Annotated in this window: 18 protein-coding genes; 13 read left to right on the top strand and 5 right to left on the bottom strand. The window is 39.6% G+C overall.

The window, feature by feature from the left end:
- The first annotated feature begins 12 nt into the window (after positions 1 to 12).
- Entirely contained in the window at positions 13 to 594 is a 582-nt protein-coding gene (locus ACWPVZ_RS08310; protein WP_368404237.1) for a hypothetical protein, read from the top strand.
- A 91-nt stretch (positions 595 to 685) separates the two neighbouring features.
- Positions 686 to 1,024, top strand: a complete 339-nt coding sequence (locus tag ACWPVZ_RS08305; RefSeq protein ID WP_002891184.1) for an ATP cone domain-containing protein — start codon at positions 686 to 688, stop codon at positions 1,022 to 1,024.
- A gap of 39 nt (positions 1,025 to 1,063) precedes the next feature.
- Here the strand turns inward: ACWPVZ_RS08305 and ACWPVZ_RS08300 are convergent, their stop codons facing one another.
- Positions 1,064 to 2,329: an aminotransferase-like domain-containing protein gene (locus ACWPVZ_RS08300; RefSeq protein WP_002891183.1), complete on the bottom strand. Its 1,266-nt coding sequence runs from the start codon at positions 2,327 to 2,329 to the stop codon at positions 1,064 to 1,066.
- A gap of 159 nt (positions 2,330 to 2,488) precedes the next feature.
- Between ACWPVZ_RS08300 and ACWPVZ_RS08295 the strand changes: the two genes are divergently transcribed.
- The 6 genes from ACWPVZ_RS08295 to nox all read left to right on the top strand — a co-directional run bounded on the left by ACWPVZ_RS08295 (position 2,489) and on the right by nox (position 8,384).
- Positions 2,489 to 3,019 carry a DUF5067 domain-containing protein gene (locus ACWPVZ_RS08295; protein ID WP_002891182.1) on the top strand — a complete coding sequence of 177 codons (531 nt, stop codon included), beginning with the start codon at positions 2,489 to 2,491 and terminating at the stop codon, positions 3,017 to 3,019.
- 137 nt (positions 3,020 to 3,156) lie between these two features.
- Positions 3,157 to 3,666, top strand: a complete 510-nt coding sequence (locus ACWPVZ_RS08290) for an ECF transporter S component (protein WP_002891181.1) — start codon at positions 3,157 to 3,159, stop codon at positions 3,664 to 3,666.
- Positions 3,667 to 4,524 carry a pyridoxamine kinase gene (locus ACWPVZ_RS08285; RefSeq protein ID WP_002891180.1) on the top strand — a complete coding sequence of 286 codons (858 nt, stop codon included), beginning with the start codon at positions 3,667 to 3,669 and terminating at the stop codon, positions 4,522 to 4,524.
- Positions 4,514 to 5,044 (top strand): ECF transporter S component, encoded by a 531-nt coding sequence (locus ACWPVZ_RS08280; RefSeq protein ID WP_454381796.1) that lies wholly within the window; start codon positions 4,514 to 4,516, stop codon positions 5,042 to 5,044. The genes ACWPVZ_RS08285 and ACWPVZ_RS08280 overlap by 11 nt, the downstream gene beginning before the upstream one ends.
- Before the next feature lie 138 nt (positions 5,045 to 5,182).
- The gene (locus ACWPVZ_RS08275) at positions 5,183 to 6,721 is read left to right on the top strand and encodes an ABC-F family ATP-binding cassette domain-containing protein (RefSeq protein WP_003096870.1); all 1,539 of its coding nucleotides are present in this window, start codon (positions 5,183 to 5,185) and stop codon (positions 6,719 to 6,721) included.
- Between the two features lie 289 nt (positions 6,722 to 7,010).
- A complete protein-coding gene (gene nox / locus ACWPVZ_RS08270; RefSeq protein WP_454381795.1) occupies positions 7,011 to 8,384 on the top strand; it encodes a H2O-forming NADH oxidase in 1,374 nt (457 codons plus the stop codon).
- A gap of 94 nt (positions 8,385 to 8,478) precedes the next feature.
- Here the strand turns inward: nox and ACWPVZ_RS08265 are convergent, their stop codons facing one another.
- Complete coding sequence (locus ACWPVZ_RS08265) at positions 8,479 to 9,465, bottom strand: L-lactate dehydrogenase (RefSeq protein ID WP_037600761.1); 987 nt, start codon at positions 9,463 to 9,465, stop codon at positions 8,479 to 8,481.
- Between the two features lie 220 nt (positions 9,466 to 9,685).
- On the opposite strand from ACWPVZ_RS08265, the gene gyrA reads away from it, so the two are divergent.
- The 5 genes from gyrA (at position 9,686) to ACWPVZ_RS08240 (ending at position 15,838) form a co-directional block, all read left to right on the top strand.
- Positions 9,686 to 12,154 (top strand): DNA gyrase subunit A, encoded by a 2,469-nt coding sequence (gene gyrA, locus ACWPVZ_RS08260; RefSeq protein ID WP_454381794.1) that lies wholly within the window; start codon positions 9,686 to 9,688, stop codon positions 12,152 to 12,154.
- Positions 12,154 to 12,915, top strand: coding sequence for a class A sortase (locus tag ACWPVZ_RS08255; RefSeq protein ID WP_037600766.1), 762 nt, complete (start codon positions 12,154 to 12,156; stop codon positions 12,913 to 12,915). Before gyrA ends, ACWPVZ_RS08255 begins: the two co-directional genes overlap by 1 nt.
- Before the next feature lie 36 nt (positions 12,916 to 12,951).
- Positions 12,952 to 13,353, top strand: coding sequence for an SMU1112c/YaeR family gloxylase I-like metalloprotein (gloA2, locus tag ACWPVZ_RS08250; protein WP_454381793.1), 402 nt, complete (start codon positions 12,952 to 12,954; stop codon positions 13,351 to 13,353).
- 113 nt (positions 13,354 to 13,466) lie between these two features.
- Positions 13,467 to 14,435, top strand: a complete 969-nt coding sequence (locus ACWPVZ_RS08245; protein WP_454381792.1) for a DUF1002 domain-containing protein — start codon at positions 13,467 to 13,469, stop codon at positions 14,433 to 14,435.
- Between the two features lie 140 nt (positions 14,436 to 14,575).
- Positions 14,576 to 15,838 (top strand): NRAMP family divalent metal transporter, encoded by a 1,263-nt coding sequence (locus tag ACWPVZ_RS08240; RefSeq protein WP_454381791.1) that lies wholly within the window; start codon positions 14,576 to 14,578, stop codon positions 15,836 to 15,838.
- Between the two features lie 125 nt (positions 15,839 to 15,963).
- Here ACWPVZ_RS08240 and ACWPVZ_RS08235 read toward each other — a convergent pair whose 3' ends face one another.
- The 3 genes from ACWPVZ_RS08235 to ACWPVZ_RS08225 form a co-directional block, all read right to left on the bottom strand.
- Positions 15,964 to 16,206, bottom strand: a complete 243-nt coding sequence (locus ACWPVZ_RS08235) for a type B 50S ribosomal protein L31 (RefSeq protein WP_003093591.1) — start codon at positions 16,204 to 16,206, stop codon at positions 15,964 to 15,966.
- Between the two features lie 105 nt (positions 16,207 to 16,311).
- Complete coding sequence (locus ACWPVZ_RS08230; RefSeq protein ID WP_454381790.1) at positions 16,312 to 17,244, bottom strand: FAD:protein FMN transferase; 933 nt, start codon at positions 17,242 to 17,244, stop codon at positions 16,312 to 16,314.
- Positions 17,231 to 18,175, bottom strand: coding sequence for a DHH family phosphoesterase (locus ACWPVZ_RS08225; protein ID WP_060971339.1), 945 nt, complete (start codon positions 18,173 to 18,175; stop codon positions 17,231 to 17,233). Before ACWPVZ_RS08225 ends, ACWPVZ_RS08230 begins: the two co-directional genes overlap by 14 nt.
- Between the last annotated feature and the right edge of the window lie 55 nt (positions 18,176 to 18,230).

The raw sequence follows: 18,230 nt of genomic DNA, 5'->3' as shown, positions 1-18,230 counted from the left end.
AAAGGAGTTAATTTGTTTTTAGAGTTTTTTGATGGGGTATTAGGACATTACACTTTTGAATCTGATAAAGTCAATGTTCTGATTGATGGTTTACCCAGTTTTGCTTATCCCTTGGGGCAAGTAATATTTGTATTATTAGTCTACAGGTTACTCGTTCATCAATATTTTAAAAAATTTTTAACCATGTCACCTCAGGATATTTGGGCTTGGCATAAAGAAACGTTCCGTAAAAGTAAATTATCTTTCATTGTCATCCCAATAGTTTATCTGTTCGTTTTCGGAATGACCTATGTTTTAGTTGAAGATGTTTTGGCTACCGTCACTATTTACAAAGACTATAGAGGTCCTATAGCTAAAACCATTGATGGTCAAGTGGAAAAAATAGATATTAGTCATGTTGGGACAAAAACGAGTAGTGCTAGGATTAATGCTCACTTTGTAAGCTCTGACGGGCAGACTTATGACATTCACCTGATAAACGGTGACAAGAGAATCGCTAATTATATGCGCCATCATAAGTCAGAGTCCTACACAGCAACCCTTTCCTTTGATAAACATGGCAAACCAGTTTACATTTCTAAATTCTGGGAATAAGCAGTCTGGATAGCTCTTTCAGGGATTTGCACTTGACAAATATGTAAATTCTCTGCATAATAAAAGAAAAAGCCATGAAAAGAGGGTAGCCATGCAAATTATTAAACGTAATGGTCAAGTTGCTGAATTTGATCCTGATAAAATTTACCAAGCCATCTTAAAAGCAGCACAGACTGTGTATGTTCTTGATGATACTTGGCGCCAAAACCTTGCTCAAGTGACGAAAAAAGTAGTGCTTGATCTTCAAGATGCTCAGGTGGAACGCCCAACCATTAACATGATTCAGTCATTGGTTGAAAATCGTCTCATGGAAGCAGGCTTTATCAATATTGCTGAGCATTATATTTCATACCGTTTGCAACGAGATTTGGAGCGTAACGGTTATGGTGACAAGGTCATTGTCCACCTACGCTTTGAGCAGACTAAATAAGAAAAGCCATCAAGCGATGGCTTTTTTTGTGTCTGATTGTTACTTTGTCTTTTTTAAAAGTTTTATAAAGGATTCCAGTTCCTGTCCATGACCTATCTGCAGATAAGTTTCAGAAGTTGGTCTAATAAATGAGGATTCTAAAAAGCGAATCTGTTTGTGGGCTTTGAATTTTTCTAGTGAAAACTCTTTAGGAAGTTGCCAGGTCACATGCCTAGGGGAAATCTGAAAAGGAATGCTAACCTTAGATTTGTCAATGATGGCTTGACTTTTACTCATGTTTTGTTGGAAGAGGTCACCAAGTTTTTTAATGTTTTTTTGGAACATGCCATTTTCGAGATAAACGGAAAGTGCTTTTTGCATGATGAGATTGGTATCATAGTCAATAAGTCCCTTGTGGCTCAAAAAGGTAGGCTTAAGATTAGGAGGTAAGACAAGGCTACCTAGACGTAAACCTGGAAAAAGAGCCATGGAAAAGGATTTGATGTAGATGGTCTGATTTTGGGTGTCATAGTAGTGAATCGGGAGATTTTTACTATCGCTAAAGTCTCCCATATAGTCATCCTCAACGATATAAACATTATACTGATTGGCAAGTTGGGCCAGCTTTTCTTTTTCACTGGCAGAATAGCTTAATCCAAGAGGATTGGAGTAACGACTGATGGTATAGAAGAACTTAATCTGTCCAGATTTAAAGTACTCTTCCAAGCGGTCAAAATCTAAACCATCAAAACCACGGTTAATCGTTTCGTAAGCTAGATTTTGACGGTTGACGAGCTGGTTCATGCGATGATAGGTAGGTTGTTCTAAGAGAATTTTGTAGCCACCATTACCAAAATCCATCTGTGAAAGGATGTAGAGGGCCTGTTGGCTTCCTGAGGTTATGACAATCTGATCCGAATTGACATAAATATCGTCAGCTATTAATCGACTCTTTAAGGCTTCAAGCAAATCTTTGAGTCCGGCTTGTTCATGATAATAGTTGAAGAGATAGTCTTGATGACCCGCCAAACTTTCATCTAAACACAGCTTAAAATCCTCGTAGGCCAATTGATTGTAGTCGTTAAGGTTAAGAAGAACCTTATTATCGACTTCATTGCGACCTTCGAGGACGTAATAGCCACTTTTGGGTACGGCGTAAATATAGTTTTGATACTTTAGTTCCAAGAGTGCTCTTTGGGCTGTGTCCTTACTACAGGCATAAGTCTGGCTTAGTTGACGAATAGAGGGGAGCTTACTCCCTTTTTTCAAAGTCCCATTTTGGATATCTTTGATGATGGTCTCGACAATATCTTGATAAATACTCATAACTGACCCCTTACAGATTTTTCCTTATTGTACCCTACTTGTCCTCTGAGAGCAAGATGTCTGGAGACATTTGACAAGATTATTAGATTTTGACATAATAAAAAGGTTATTAGGAAATACTAAATTTCCATCCCAAACAAGTTTAAGGAGATTGTAAGAATGACTTTTAAGAAAATCTTAGGACTTCTGGCTCTTGCATGCTTAACCATTATCGGTTTGTCAGCTTGCACACCAGAGAAAGAGCCTACTTGGACCTACGATAAAAACAAAATGCTATTTACAGGACAAGATGCTAGTGTACAAGTTCTTTCTGCAACTAAAATCGAATCACCAGAAGGTCAAAAAGCTGTTCGTGTTCACTATAAACTTAGCAACTCAAGTAAAGAGACAATGAATGCCTACACTCTTTTGATGAAGGTGGTCCTTGATGTGAAACAAGAGAAGGAAGAATTGAAGGTTGCTACATTGGTCTTTTCTAAAGATGATGACCGAGATAAGATTGCAAATAAGACCAAGATTGCTCCTAAGGAAGTTAAAGAAATCGTTGTTGACTATGCCGTTGCTGATTTTGATCATGATCTAAGCATTGATTTCTCTGATTACGGTACTGAGGCAAATGCGACTGCCAAGCTTTCACTACAAAATCTTGAAAAGGCACCTGTCAAATACTTTGATAAAAAAGCTCAATAAGTTTTATCACCACATGAATGTGTGGTGTTTTTTATTGTCTTAAATCTGTACCCATACAGTAATGAAAATACTATCTTGTTTAATCGTCAGAATTTTCATAAACTTATACTATATTTATTGACTAAGGAGTTTTAGGTATGTCAGCAAAACGTTTAACCATTTCCGCATTTTTCATGGCACTTGTCATTATTTTGAGCTCGAGTCTCTTATCTATTCCTGTGCCAGGAGGTCATTTCTATTTTAACGGGATTATTATTTTCCTAGTTGGTTTAATTTTCCCACCTACAGAAGCAGTTATTATTGCCGGAGTAGGTTCCTTTATTGGAGATTTTCTTTTTTATCCTCTTCCTATGTGGGTAACTCTAGTAACACACAGCCTTCAAGTTCTTGCTATTGCACTCATTGTTGGAGGACGCTTAGGAAAATTGAGTAAGTCTAGGGCAGCTTTAGGTCTCTTGATTGGGGCTATTATTGACTTAGTCGGATATGGCCTAGGAAGAGCCTTTATCTATGGAACTCCTGCCTATGCTATTATGAAGATTCCTTTTGACATTGTAGCTGCTATTCTTGGTTTAGGAGTGGCCTACTACATTTATTTCCACACAGGTTTTGTTAAACAGTTTAAAAAGACCTGGGAAGGAAAATAGATGACCAAAGTAATTGTTGCCAATGACCTGGTTGGTCTAGGTAAGGTTGCTTTAACTAGTAGCCTCCCTATCATGTCAGCTTGTCAAACTGAAGTCCTTCCCCTACCAACAGTCCTTTTATCTTCGCATACAGGTGAGTTTGAAAATATCTATGTACGGAATCTAACGGATGATCTAAAGGGATTTTGTAAGCAGTGGGAGCACTTGGATTTTATAGTAGATGGCCTTGTGAGTGGTTATTTTAAGTCAGAAGAAGCATTAAAACGTGTAGGTCAATTGGCTCGCGATAAACAGATAGCTCTATTTGTTGACCCTATTATGGGTGACAATGGTCGTCTCTATCAAGGATTTGATAGAAACTATGTAGAAGCCATGAAGGATTTCTGTCAACAGGCAGATGTCATCATTCCCAATCTGACAGAAGCTGCCTTGTTGACGGATACTCCATATCTTGAAGAAGGTTCCTATGATGAGGCCACTATTGAAAAGCTTCTGAGAGAGTTGAGCAAGCTTGGACCTCGAAAAGTTATTTTGACAGGTATCTCATTTAAGACAGATAAAATTGGGCTGGCTTATTTTGATAAAGAGACTAATCGAACGATTTATCGCATGCAAAAACGTTATCGCTATCATTTTTATGGAAGCGGCGATTTGCTAACGGCAATCTTATCAGCAGGTTACTTTTATAATCTTGATTTACTAAAGGTTTGTGATTTGGCCTTGGATGTTATGGATAGGGTTCTTTCGTCAACACTGTCTGATGGTCGTCCTTTAAAATATGGTCTTTGCTATGAGCCTCATATCGGTTATTTATTCAGTGGTTTTAATGCCCTATTGGAGGAGAAAAATGAAAAATGATAAAACACGTGAATTAGTTGAATTAAGTTTGTATGCAGCTTTAATTATTGTGAGTGTACAGTTTATTCGTATTCCTTTTGGAGCTCAATTTGTCCATCTGGGAAATGCCCTAGTTGTGATTGCTGTTTTGATTTTCGGAGCCAGAAAAGGTGCGCTAGTCGCAACAGTAGGGTTAGGGCTATTTGATATTTTCAATGGTTATGCTGCCGAGGTCTGGATTACTATTTTAGAATCTTTGATTGTTTGTTATGTTCTCTATCTTGTTTTTAAAAAGTTTTTAAAATCAAATGACAAAATGGCTAACATCATAATCATTGGAGTCATAGCGGCAGTGACCAAAATTATTTTAAATTTTGTTAAGTATACGATTATTAATAGTGTTGTTGCGGCTTTACCACTCAATGCAGCTATGGTATTGGCACTTACTAAAATTGGTGGGACCTTTGGAACATCAGTAGTGACGATCATTGCGGTCCCTCTCCTATATCCTGTCTTCAAACGTATTTTACAGAGAAACTAAAGATTTAGCAGGTTAGTCCTGCTTTTTCTTTTTAATTTTCCAGAAGCAGAGGTCCAAATTTTCACTAAAAAATGGTAAAATAGTAAAGTTAATGTCAAGAAAGGAAAGGGCTGAAGGCAGGTTCAGCCCAGATATGCTATGTCTATTTTAGAAGTCAAAAATCTTAGTCACGGATTTGGTGACCGTGCTATTTTTGAAAATGTCTCATTCCGTTTGCTCAAAGGTGAGCATATCGGTCTTGTCGGTGCTAACGGTGAAGGAAAGTCAACCTTCATGTCTATCGTTACTGGAAAATTGCAGCCAGATGAAGGTAAGGTAGAGTGGTCTAAGTACGTTACAGCGGGTTACTTGGATCAGCATGCTGTTCTTGAAAAGGGGATGACTGTTCGTGATGTCCTTCGTACGGCTTTTGATGAACTCTTTAAAACTGAAGAACGTATCAACGAGATTTATATGTCTATGGCTGATGAAGGGGCCGATGTTGATGCTCTGATGGAAGAAGTCGGTGAGCTTCAGGATCGTTTGGAAACGCGTGATTTCTATACACTAGATGCTAAGATTGATGAGGTTGCGCGTGCACTAGGTGTCATGGATTTTGGTATGGATACAGATGTCACGGACCTTTCAGGTGGTCAACGTACCAAGATTCTCTTGGCTAAGTTATTGCTTGAAAAACCAGATATCTTGCTTCTCGATGAGCCAACCAACTATTTGGATGCTGAACACATTGCTTGGCTTAAACGCTATCTTCAAGAGTATGAAAATGCCTTTGTCCTCATTTCGCACGATATTCCGTTCCTAAACGATGTGATTAACATTGTCTATCATGTTGAAAATCAAGACTTGGTTCGCTATGCAGGTGATTATGACAATTTCCAATCTGTCTATGCTATGAAGAAAGCTCAATTAGAAGCTGCCTATGAACGTCAGCAAAAGGAAATTGCAGACCTTCAAGATTTCGTTAACCGAAACAAGGCACGTGTTGCTACTCGAAATATGGCCATGTCTCGTCAGAAGAAATTGGATAAGATGGAAATTATCGAGTTGCAGGCTGAGAAGCCAAAACCTGAATTCCATTTCAAGGAAAGTCGTACGCCTGGACGCTTTATTTTTCAAACCAAAGACCTCGTTATTGGTTACGACCGCCCTTTGACCAAGGCTCCTTTGAATCTTACCTTCGAACGTAATCAAAAAGTAGCTATTGTCGGTGCCAATGGTATCGGTAAGACCACTTTGCTTAAGAGCCTGCTTGGTATTATTCAACCACTCGAAGGAGAAGTTGAAACAGGTGATTTTATTGATCTAGGTTATTTTGAACAAGAAGCAGAAGGCTCACGTCAGACACCTCTTGAAGCGGTTTGGGACGCTTTCCCAGCTCTAAATCAAGCTGAGGTTCGTGCAGCTCTAGCCAAATGCGGATTAACCTCTAAGCATATTGAAAGTCAAATTCAGGTGCTTTCAGGTGGAGAACAGGCTAAGGTTCGTTTCTGTCTCCTTATGAATCGTGAAAATAATGTCCTTGTTCTGGACGAACCGACCAACCACTTGGATGTTGACGCTAAGGATGAATTGAAGCGTGCCCTTCAGGCCTTTAAAGGTAGTGTCCTCATGGTATGTCACGAACCCGAATTTTATGAAGGTTGGACAGATGTTTGGGATTTTAATGAGTTAGTATAGTGATAAAAGAGTGTTGGCATTCTCTAAAGAGAGAGTTGTTCACTCTTTTTTTATGTTAAAGAGACGAGTAGACTTACTAAGACTTGATAAGACGGAGATGGTGTAGAGGAAGGTCGTCATCATCATAAAGTGTTTTTCTACAGATTTTGTCGTGACCTATTTGGGTTTTGAGCATACAAATTTAATTTGTTCAAAAAGTAACAAAGTCTGAGCATAAAAGGTGTAACCGTTTTCTGATTATGGTAGAATAAAACAGTAAACTATTATCAAAAGAAAGTTGGACAAACTTATGTCAAAAATCGTAGTTGTTGGTGCTAACCACGCTGGTACTTTTAGTATTAATACTATTCTCGATAATTACGGAGACCAAAATGAAGTAGTTGTTTTCGACCAAAACTCTAATATTTCATTCTTGGGTTGTGGTATGGCCCTTTGGATCGGTAATCAAATCTCAGGTTCTGATGGTCTTTTCTATGCCAACAAAGAAGGACTTGAAAGCAAAGGCGCTAAAGTTTATATGAACTCACCAGTTGAGTCTATTGACTTTGATGGTAAAACTGTTACAGCCCTCGTAGAAGGTAAAGAGCATGTTGAATCATATGACAAATTGATTTTGGCTACAGGTTCTCAACCAATCTTGCCTCCAAACCAAGGTGCTGAAATTAAAGAAGGTAGCCGTACTTTCGAAGCTACGCTTGAAAACCTTCAATTCGTTAAACTTTTCCAAAACGCTCAAGAAGTTATTGATAAGTTGAACGACAAATCCCAAGATATCAAACGTGTAGCGGTTGTAGGTGCTGGTTACATTGGTGTTGAATTGGCTGAAGCTTTCCAACGTCATGGAAAAGAAGTTATCCTTATCGACGTTGTTGATACATGTTTGGCAGGTTACTACGACCATGACTTGACTGACCTTATGGCTAAAAATATGGAAAGCCACGGTATTAAATTGGCATTTGGTGAAACTGTTAAAGCAGTGGAAGGTGAAACTAAGGTAGAACGCATCGTTACAGATAAAAATGCTTACGATGTCGATATGGTTGTTCTTGCTGTTGGCTTCCGTCCTAACACAGCTCTCGGTGCTGGTAAGTTGGAAACATTCCGTAATGGCGCTTACCTTGTTAATAAGAAACAAGAAACATCAATCAAAGATGTTTATGCAGTTGGTGACTGTGCTACCGTTTATGACAATGCCCTTGATGATGTGAACTACATTGCCTTGGCTTCAAACGCTGTTCGTTCAGGTATTGTCGGTGGTCATAATGCCGGTGGTGGCGATGTTGAATCAAACGGTGTTCAAGGATCAAATGGTATCTCAATCTATGGTTTGAACATGGTATCAACTGGTTTGACAGAAGAAAAAGCAAAACGCTTTGGTTTCAATCCAGCAGTAGTATCTTCAACAGATCTTCAAAAAGCTGCCTTTATGGAAGATGAAAATGCAGACGTTACAATCAAGATCGTTTATGACAAAGATACACGCAAAGTTCTTGGTGCTCAAATGGTATCACGCATGGACATCTCTATGGGAATCCACATGTTCTCATTGGCTATCCAAGAAGGTGTAACTATTGACCGTCTTCAATTGCTTGATTTGTTCTTCTTGCCACACTTTAACCAACCGCTTAGCTATATTGCTAAAGCAGCTATCTCAGCTAAATAATCTTAAACAGCTAATTCAGTCGAATTAGCTGTTTTTTTCTTTTTTAATACGAAAAAAGCCTCCTACTGGAGACTTTTATTTAACTAATGTTAGATTAGTTTTTTGAAGCTTCTTGGAATTCAGGGTTTTTCCATGCTTCATCAATGATAGCTTGCAATTCGTCAGCAGAAGCTTTCATTTTTTGTTGTTCCGCATCGTTCAATGGGATGTTTACTGGACGTACGATACCGTGTGCACCTACGATAGCAGGTTGACCGATAAAGACGTTGCTTACACCATATTGACCCTCTTGGAAAACAGACAATGGAAGTACTGCATTTTCATCGTCAAGAATAGCTTTAGTGATACGAGCAAGGGCAACGGCGATACCATAGTAAGTAGCACCTTTTTTATTGATGATTGTGTAAGCGGCATCACGAACACCTTCGAACAATTCAACCAATTCAGATTCTTGAACGTTTTGAGTGTCTTTAAGGAACTCTTCAAGGTTTACACCGGCGATGTTAGCGTGTGACCAAACGGCAAATTCTGAGTCACCGTGTTCACCCATGATGTAGGCGTGAACTGAACGAGCATCAACGCCAAGCTTTTCAGCAAGTGCTTGACGGAAACGAGCTGAGTCAAGTGAAGTACCTGAACCGATAACGCGTTCTTTAGGGAATCCTGAGAATTTCCATGTTGAGTAAGTCAATACGTCAACTGGGTTAGCTGCTACAAGGAAGATTCCATTGAAGCCTGATTCAACAACTTGAGTAACGATAGATTTGTTGATAGCAAGGTTTTTACCAACAAGATCAAGACGAGTTTCACCTGGTTTTTGTGGAGCACCAGCAGTGATAACTACAAGGTCAGCATCCGCACAGTCTTCGTATTTAGCTGCGTAGATTTTTTTAGGTGAAGTGAAAGCAAGCGCGTGGCTAAGGTCAAGCGCATCACCAACAGCTTTTTCGAACAATTGTGGAATTTCGATGATACCAAGTTCTTGAGCGATACCTTGGTTTACAAGTGCGAAAGCGTAAGATGAACCTACGGCACCGTCACCAACGAGGATGACTTTTTTGTGTTGTTTAGTTGCAGTCATGGGTCTAAACATCTCCTTATTTTTTAATTGGGTTACCCCGTACACTGCTTATTCTACCATTTTAAGTGATGGATGTCACGAAATAATAAGGAAATAATATATGAAAGCGTTTACACAACTGAAAAGTAAAGCGTTTTATGGTATAATATTATAGAAATTTTCTATACTCTTTTATTAGAGTTTGGAATGATTTGAATGAAAGAAAAGAGGCATTTTTAGAGTGCAAGATAATAATTTAATTGACGTTAATTTAACGTCTGAGATGAAGACGAGCTTTATCGATTATGCCATGAGTGTTATCGTGTCTCGTGCTCTTCCAGATGTTCGTGACGGTTTAAAACCTGTACAACGTCGTATTCTATATGGAATGAATGAGCTTGGGGTGACACCTGATAAGCCACATAAAAAATCTGCCCGTATTACCGGGGATGTCATGGGTAAATATCACCCACACGGAGACTCATCTATCTATGAAGCCATGGTTCGTATGGCGCAATGGTGGAGCTACCGTTACATGTTGGTTGACGGTCACGGGAACTTTGGTTCTATGGATGGTGATGGGGCTGCCGCTCAGCGTTATACTGAGGCGCGTATGTCTAAAATCGCCTTGGAAATGCTTCGTGATCTCAATAAGAATACCGTTGATTTTCAAGATAACTATGATGGGTCAGAACGTGAGCCAATCGTTCTTCCGTCACGTATTCCAAACCTTCTTGTCAATGGTGCGACAGGGATTGCCGTTGGTATGGCGACTAACATCCCACCACACAATTTGGCTGAAACGATTGATGCTGTCAAATTGATGATGGATAATCCTGAAGTCACAACACGTGAACTGATGGAAGTTCTTCCTGGTCCAGACTTTCCAACTGGTGGCTTGGTCATGGGGAAATCTGGTATTCACCGTGCATATGAAACTGGTAAGGGTTCTATTGTTCTTCGTTCGCGTACTGAAATTGAAACAACTAAATCAGGTCGTGAGCGTATTGTTGTCACTGAGTTTCCTTACATGGTCAATAAGACCAAGGTTCATGAACATATCGTTCGTTTAGCTCAAGAAAAACGTATTGAGGGGATTACAACAGTCCGTGACGAGTCTTCTCGTGAAGGCGTACGCTTTATCATTGAAGTGCGTCGTGATGCTTCTGCCAATGTTATCTTGAACAATTTGTTCAAATTAACGCAACTTCAGACTAACTTCAGCTTCAACATGTTAGCCATTGAAAAGGGTGTTCCTAAAATTCTTTCTTTGCGTCAAATCTTGGCTGACTATATTGCTCACCAACAAGAAGTTGTGGTTCGTCGTACACAGTTTGACAAGGATAAGGCTGAGGCACGTGCTCACATTTTAGAAGGTTTGTTGATTGCCCTTGATCATTTGGATGAAGTGATTACGATTATCCGTAACAGTCAAACTGATGCTGAGGCTCAAGCTGAGTTGATGGCTCGCTTCGAACTCACGGAACGTCAAAGTCAAGCTATTCTTGATATGCGTTTGCGTCGTTTGACAGGTTTGGAACGTGATAAGATTCAAAATGAGTACAATGATCTCTTGGCTCTGATTGCTGATTTAGCTGATATTTTGGCAAAACCAGAACGAGTCATTGCTATCATCAAGGAAGAATTGGACGAAAGCAAGCGTAAATTTGCAGATGCTCGCCGCACAGAGCTTATGGTCGGAGAAGTTATTTCTCTTGAAGATGAGGACCTCATCGAGGAAGAAGATGTTGTTGTCACTCTCTCAAATAAAGGGTATATTAAACGTTTAGCCCAAGACGAGTTCCGTTCACAAAAACGTGGTGGTCGCGGTGTCCAAGGTACTGGTGTTAACGATGATGACTTTGTTCGTGATATTGTCTCAACAAGCACTCATGATCACCTTTACTTCATGACTAATAAGGGGCGTGTATACCGTCTTAAGGGGTATGAAATCCCAGAATACGGTCGCACAGCCAAAGGTTTACCTATCGTCAATCTCTTGAAGTTGGACGAAGGTGAGACCATTCAAACAGTTATTAATGCCAAGAGTGATGAAGCTTCTGAAAATAATCACCTTGTCTTTGTAACTCGCCAAGGTTTAGTTAAACGTACAAAAGAAGCGGAATTTAAGAACATTCGTCAAAATGGGTTGATTGCCTTGAAACTTAGAGAAGGTGACGAGCTAATCAATGTTTTCTTGACTACTGGTAATGAAGAAATTGTCATTGGTACTAAATTTGGTTACAGTGTACGTTTCAAAGAGGATACTATTCGAAGCATGAGTCGTATGGCTGCCGGTGTTAAAGGGGTAACTCTTCGTGATGGTGACCAAGTTGTTGGTGCAGCAGCCATTACAGAAGACCAAGAAGTCTTGATTATCACTGAAAAAGGTTACGGTAAGCGTACCTCAGCTACTGAATACCCAACGAAGGGTCGTGGTGGTAAAGGTATCAAGACTGCCAATATCACAGAGAAGAATGGTAACCTAGCAGGTATTGTAACAGTGTCTGGTGATGAGGATATCATGGTCATCACCGATACAGGTGTTATCATCCGTACTGCCGTTGCTAATATTTCACAAACTGGTCGTGCCACTCAAGGGGTTAAGGTCATGCGTTTGGATGACTCTGCTCGTATTGTAACCTTTGCTTTAGTTGAGCCAGAAGAAGTTGAACAAGCTTCCGAAAATCAAGAAAGTGGTGACAACTAATGAGCAAAGATAAGAAAAATAACGTAACAAAAAAACGCCGTAAGTGGCTTGATATTCTTCGCTGGGTGTTGATTGTTGTTCTCTTAGTTGTTGGTCTAGCCTTGATTTTCAATAAGTCTATTCGAAACACAGTGATTGCTTGGAATACAAATAAGTATCAAGTGAGCAAGGTTTCTAAAAAGACTATTGAGAAAAACAAGGAAGCTAAGACTAGCTTTGACTTTGATACCGTTAAATCGATTAGTACAGAGTCTGTCTTGCAGGCACAGATGGATGCTCAAGAGCTTCCTGTCGTTGGTGGTATTGCTATTCCAGAGGTAGGTATCAATCTCCCTATTTTCAAAGGACTTGGCAATACAGAGTTGACTTACGGTGCAGGAACGATGAAAGAAGATCAAGTCATGGGTGGTGAAAATAACTATTCACTAGCTAGCCACCACGTCTTTGGTATTGCCGGTGCATCTGATATGCTATTTTCACCGCTAGATAAGGCTAAGGAAGGTATGAAGATTTATCTTACGGATAAAAATAAAGTCTATACCTATGTTATTAGTGAGGTGAAGGTTGTTCAACCAACTGAAGTAGCAGTAGTTGATGATACACCTGGCAAGTCTGAAGTTACCCTTGTAACTTGTACGGATGCCGAAGCAACTCAGCGTACAATCGTCAAAGGTGAATTGAAATCACAGGTAGATTTTGACAAGGCAAGTTCAGATATTATTGAAGCCTTTAATAAGTCATACAATCAATTTCAAAGTTAAGAAAGGGCCTTCGGGCCTTTTTCAATGGAGGAAAATATGTTTTTAAATACAGTGCATCATGTTGCTATTATTGTTTCTGATTATGACTTGTCTCGAGATTTTTATGTCAATAAACTTGGTTTTGAGATTATTCGGGAAAATCACCGTCCGGAACGTCATGATTATAAGTTAGACCTACGCTGTGGAGGTATAGAACTTGAAATCTTCGGCAATAAAACCAGTGATCCGAACTATGTGGAGCCCCCAAAACGTCGGTCTTATCCTGAGGCATGTGGCTTACGTCATTTAGCTTTCAGAGTGACTAATATTGAAGAGGTCGTCAAAGAGTTAGAACAAAAGGGTATCTCCTGCCAACCTATTCGCAAGGACACTTTTACCGGTGAAAAGATGACTTTCTTTGCTGATCCAGATGGTCTTCCTTTGGAGTTGCACGAGTAGTTTTTTTACCTTAATTTTTTAAGTCATGGTATAATAGGTGAGCGGCTGGGCCTAGAGTCAGTCGTCCTTTAGGAGATTATGGAATACTATTCTATTTTCGAAAGGAAACACACATGAAATTGAAAAAACTTCTTGTTACTGGGATGGCTATATTGGCTTCAGTAACAGCCTTTACTTCGGTTGCTCAAGCAGCAACATCATCACAAGTCCAAAAGGTTATTGATGAATCTTATGTTCAACCAGACTATGTGATGGGGTACTCATTGTCGGAAGAGCAACGAAATGAAACCTTGAATTTATTAGGGTATGATAGTAGTAAGGATACTAATGTCAAGACCTTGACGACATCTGCTTACGCCAATATCATGAATGTGGCTGACGATTCTAGTCTTCAGCTATATTCTTCGGTTAAGATTGCTAAGCTGGGTGCTAAGGAAACCTTGAGTGTAGAGATTGTGACACCGCAAAATATCACGAAAATCACTCCAGATATGTACCGTAATGCTGCCACGACACTTGGTATTGAACATGCTAAGATTACGGTAGCAGCACCAATTGCAGTTACAGGAGAAAGTGCCTTGGCTGGTATTTACTATTCCCTTGAGCAAAATGGGGCTAAAGTTTCAGATGAAAGCAAAGAGCTTGCGCAAGAGGAACTTAAAACCCTTTCTCAAATCAATGAGGAAAATTCTGGTAAGACTGACTATGATGCAGACAAGCTTAATGTAGCTATGACTGATATTAAGTCAGCTGTTGCTGATAAAGGGGATAAGTTAACAGAAGACCAAGCTAAAACGATTGTTCAGCAAACAGTCAATAACTATAACTTGGATCTTTCAGATACGCAAATTAATCTTCTGGTGAATTTTGCTTTGAATTTGTCTAAGTCTTCAATCATTGATAGTGCTAGTTTCAAGTCGAGCTTGAGTTCACTTAAGGATTCTATCGTTTCGAAAGCTGGTAATAGCTTCTCTGGAATTAACTTAAACTTCAATGCCAACAAAACACTTGAGAATAGCAAAAATATTTTTGCACAGATTTGGCAGGCGATTGTAGATTTCTTTACTGGATTTTCTAAATAGTAAAAGAGCTATCCATTTGGATGGCTTTTTTCTATTTTTCAGAAAATATGTGAAATTATATTGAAATTATTCCAACAATTGTGTAAAATGGTAAACATCAATTCAGATTATTCTGAAAATTTGTTTTAGGAGATTCTCTTATGTCACAAACAAGTATATCTAGTCAGTCTACCTGGCGTAGTAAAATAAAAGCAATGGGACCTGGTATCCTAATGGCTTCAGCGGCCGTAGGTGGTTCCCACATCGTTTCATCAACCCAAGCGGGTGGTTCTTATGGATGGGCCTTGTTAGGCTTGGTTATTCTGGCTAACCTCTTCAAATACCCATTCTTCCGTTTTGGTGCTGAGTATACCGCAGATACAGGTAAAACCCTTGTTGAAGGTTATGCTGAGAAAGGTAAGTTCTATCTTTGGGTCTTCTTTATTTTGAATGTCTTTTCAGCCTTGGTTAATACTGCAGGTGTTTCTATTCTTTGTTCAGCCATCATTGCTAGTGCCTTTCCAATGCTTGGTTTGAGTATTACCACATGGTCAATCATTTTGGTTGCAATCATTTGGGGTATGTTACTCTTTGGTGGTTACAAACTTCTTGATGGCATGGCTAAATGGATCATGTCAGCCTTGACTATCGCAACAGTAGCAGCAGTTATTATTGCAGCAATCAAACACCCAGAGTACAGTGCTGACTTTGTTGAGAAAACACCATGGCAGTTAGCAGCCCTTCCATTTATCGTTTCACTTCTTGGATGGATGCCAGCTCCAATTGAAATTTCAGCCATTAACTCACTTTGGTCAGCAGAGAAAAAGAAAACGGTTGATTTTAACACTGATGATGCCCTCTTTGACTTTAACGTTGGTTTCATCGGAACAGCTATTCTTGCAGTATTCTTTGTAGCACTCGGTGCTCTTATCCAGTATCCAACTGGTAAACCAGTAGAAGCAGCATCAGCTAAGTATATTGCTCAGTTTGTTGGTATGTATGCCTCAGTGCTTGGTGAGTGGTCACGCTATTTGATTACCTTTATCGCTTTCTTATGTATCTTTGGTACTGTGATTACTGTTATTGATGGTTATTCACGTGTTAACGAAATTTCTCTTCGTCTTTTGTTTAACCAAAAAGAGAAAAATCAAACACCATTGAATGTTTGGATGACATTGACAGCTATTCTTGGTCTCATCATTATTTTCTTCTTCCAAGGTCAAGTAGCAACAATGCTTCGTTTTGCCATGATTGGTTCATTCCTTACAACACCTTTCTTTGCGCTTTTGAATTATGTACTTGTTACAAAAGCAAAGAGAGACCTTCCAACTTGGTTGAAAGGACTTGCTATTGCAGGTTTGATTTTCTTGTTCGGATTTGCCCTCTTCTTTATCTGGGCTTTGGCTATTGGTAAAGCAGGTTAATAGGATTAAACGGTTTCCATATGGAAGCTGTTTTTTTATTTTAAAGGAGGGGAGTAGGAGAGATTATAGCCAAGAGAATACAAAAAAACCATTCCAATTGGAATGGCTTGACAACAAGATGTTGCTTATTTGAGACCGTATTTTTTGTTGAAACGATCCACGCGTCCGTCTGCTTGAGTGAATTTTTGACGGCCAGTGTAGAATGGGTGTGAATCTGATGAAATTTCTACACGGATAAGTGGATAAGTTTCACCTTCGAATTCAACTGTTTCGTTTGAGTGTTTAGTTGAACCGCTAAGGAATTGGTAACCAGTAGTTGTGTCCATGAATACTACTTGACGGTAATCTGGATGGATATCTTTTTTCATGTTAAAATATTTCCTTTCTGCCATGGTACTTTCCGCACCATAGTTTTTTTAACTATTTTAGTTTATCAAAAGGTGGTCTTCTTGACAAGTCTTTTTTACTATTTTTTAGGAAATTCGCATTTTGTAAATGCCACTTGTCTGAAAGCATCGATTATCTTTATCAACGATGATAGCTTCAAGATTTGGTTGTGAACTAACTTCCTGGAAAATGCGTTCTAGACTTGAGCCAAATAAACGTGTCGTCCAAATTTCACCATCGACTGAGAGGGATGAAATGATGGTAAGACTAGCTAAATCACAAGAGACAGGGTAGCCAGTTTGACTATCGAAAATATGATGATAGGTTTTGCCATTTATTTCAAAAGTGCGTTCATAGATTCCTGAAGTGACAATAGACTGGTCTCTTATAGCAAGCACCATAAGATTTGTGTTTCTAGCCTCCTTGGGATTTTGAATACCAATCCGCCATTTTTTATCAGGATTATGGAGAGCTGGTCCAAAGGTTAGAACATTACCTCCAAGATTGATTAGGGCACTGGTCACTTTTTCCGCTTTAAGAAAATCTGCAATACGATCTGCAATATATCCCTTTGCCAGGGCACCAAGATCAATTTTCATCCCTTTTTCTTTGAGAAAAACGCTTTGATTTTCCTCGGATAGAACAATGGCATTGGGATTGATAATTTGTAGGAGCGGAGGAATTTCTTCAGGCAGAGGCAGCTTGGCATCCGAAAAACCAATGCGCCAAGTCTGAATGAGAGGTCCGATGGCAATGTTAAGGTGACTTCCAGGTTGGCAGCTATGCCATTTTCCAAGAGCAATAAGTTCAAAAAGCTCTGGGTGAACCGTCACCGAATGTAAGCCTGCTGCCTTGTTAATTTTCATGAGTTCAGAACTGTCGTCATTGGCTGAGAAGCGCTTATTGTAGGTATGTAGAAGTGCTTCAACCTGGTCTAGCAGGGGTTCTGGTTCTTCATGATAGATAGAGACGTCAATCACAGTCCCCATGAGACGTACACGACGATTAGTGAGTTGCATGGGCAACGGTATCCTTGATTTCTTGATAGATTTGTTCGTTTTCGTCTAAGCTGTAGGAATTGGCACCACTAGCAAGTGGGTGGCCTCCACCGTCATGACGTTTAGCAATCTCGTTGATGACAATGCTTTTACTGCGCAGACGTACACGGTAATGCCCTTCAGGCTGCTCTACGAAAATAGCCCAAGATTCGACGCAATCAATACGACCTGGAGTGCCAACAATTGCAGAACTTTCAGCATCAGTGACATTGAATTCATCCAAAACCTTTCGTGTCAAGACAACTCGAGCCGCACCATTTTCATCGACTTCTAGATTATCGAAAACATAACCTTGTAATTTAGCAATTTTGAATGGGAAACTATCCATACGACGAGCCATTGCTGCAAAATCAAAGTCGTATTCACGAAGTTTAGCCGCAATTTGAAGTGTTTTAGGTGTCGTAGACGGAAAGAGGAAGCGACCTGTGTCGCCAACAATACCATTGTAAAGAACACGAGCAGCGGCATCTGACAAGGAAAGGCCAAGAGTGAGAGCCCAGTCAGTCACAATTTCGCTGGCACTTGAAGCAGTCGTATCAACTAAGAGGAGGTCGCCGTAGGCATCGTCGTTAGGATGATGGTCAATTTTGATAAGAAAGTCCCCCTTATCAAAACGGTCGTCGTCGATACGAGGAGTGTTGGCTGTATCGGTAACAATAACAAGCGCTCCTTCATAGTCTTGGTCAGTTACCTTATCCATTTCAGCAATCCAAGATAAGGTAGGTTCATTGACACCTGTCGCAAGAACCTTTTTATCTGGAAAGTTTGTTTTTAAAATTTCCTTCAGTCCTACCTGACTACCAATGGCATCAGGGTCAGGTCTTTGGTGGCGGTGAATAATAATAGTGTCATAGGCTTTAATTTTTTCTAAAATAGCTTGAAATACAGTCATGAATGTCTCCTTGTGATTTTCTTTCTATTATATCATGAAACAATAGAAAAACGGT

The sequence above is a fragment of the Streptococcus sp. Marseille-Q6379 genome, from assembly GCF_965119505.1.
The sequence above is the reverse complement of the archived record's forward strand: the minus strand, read 5'-3'. Positions and strand labels throughout refer to the sequence as shown.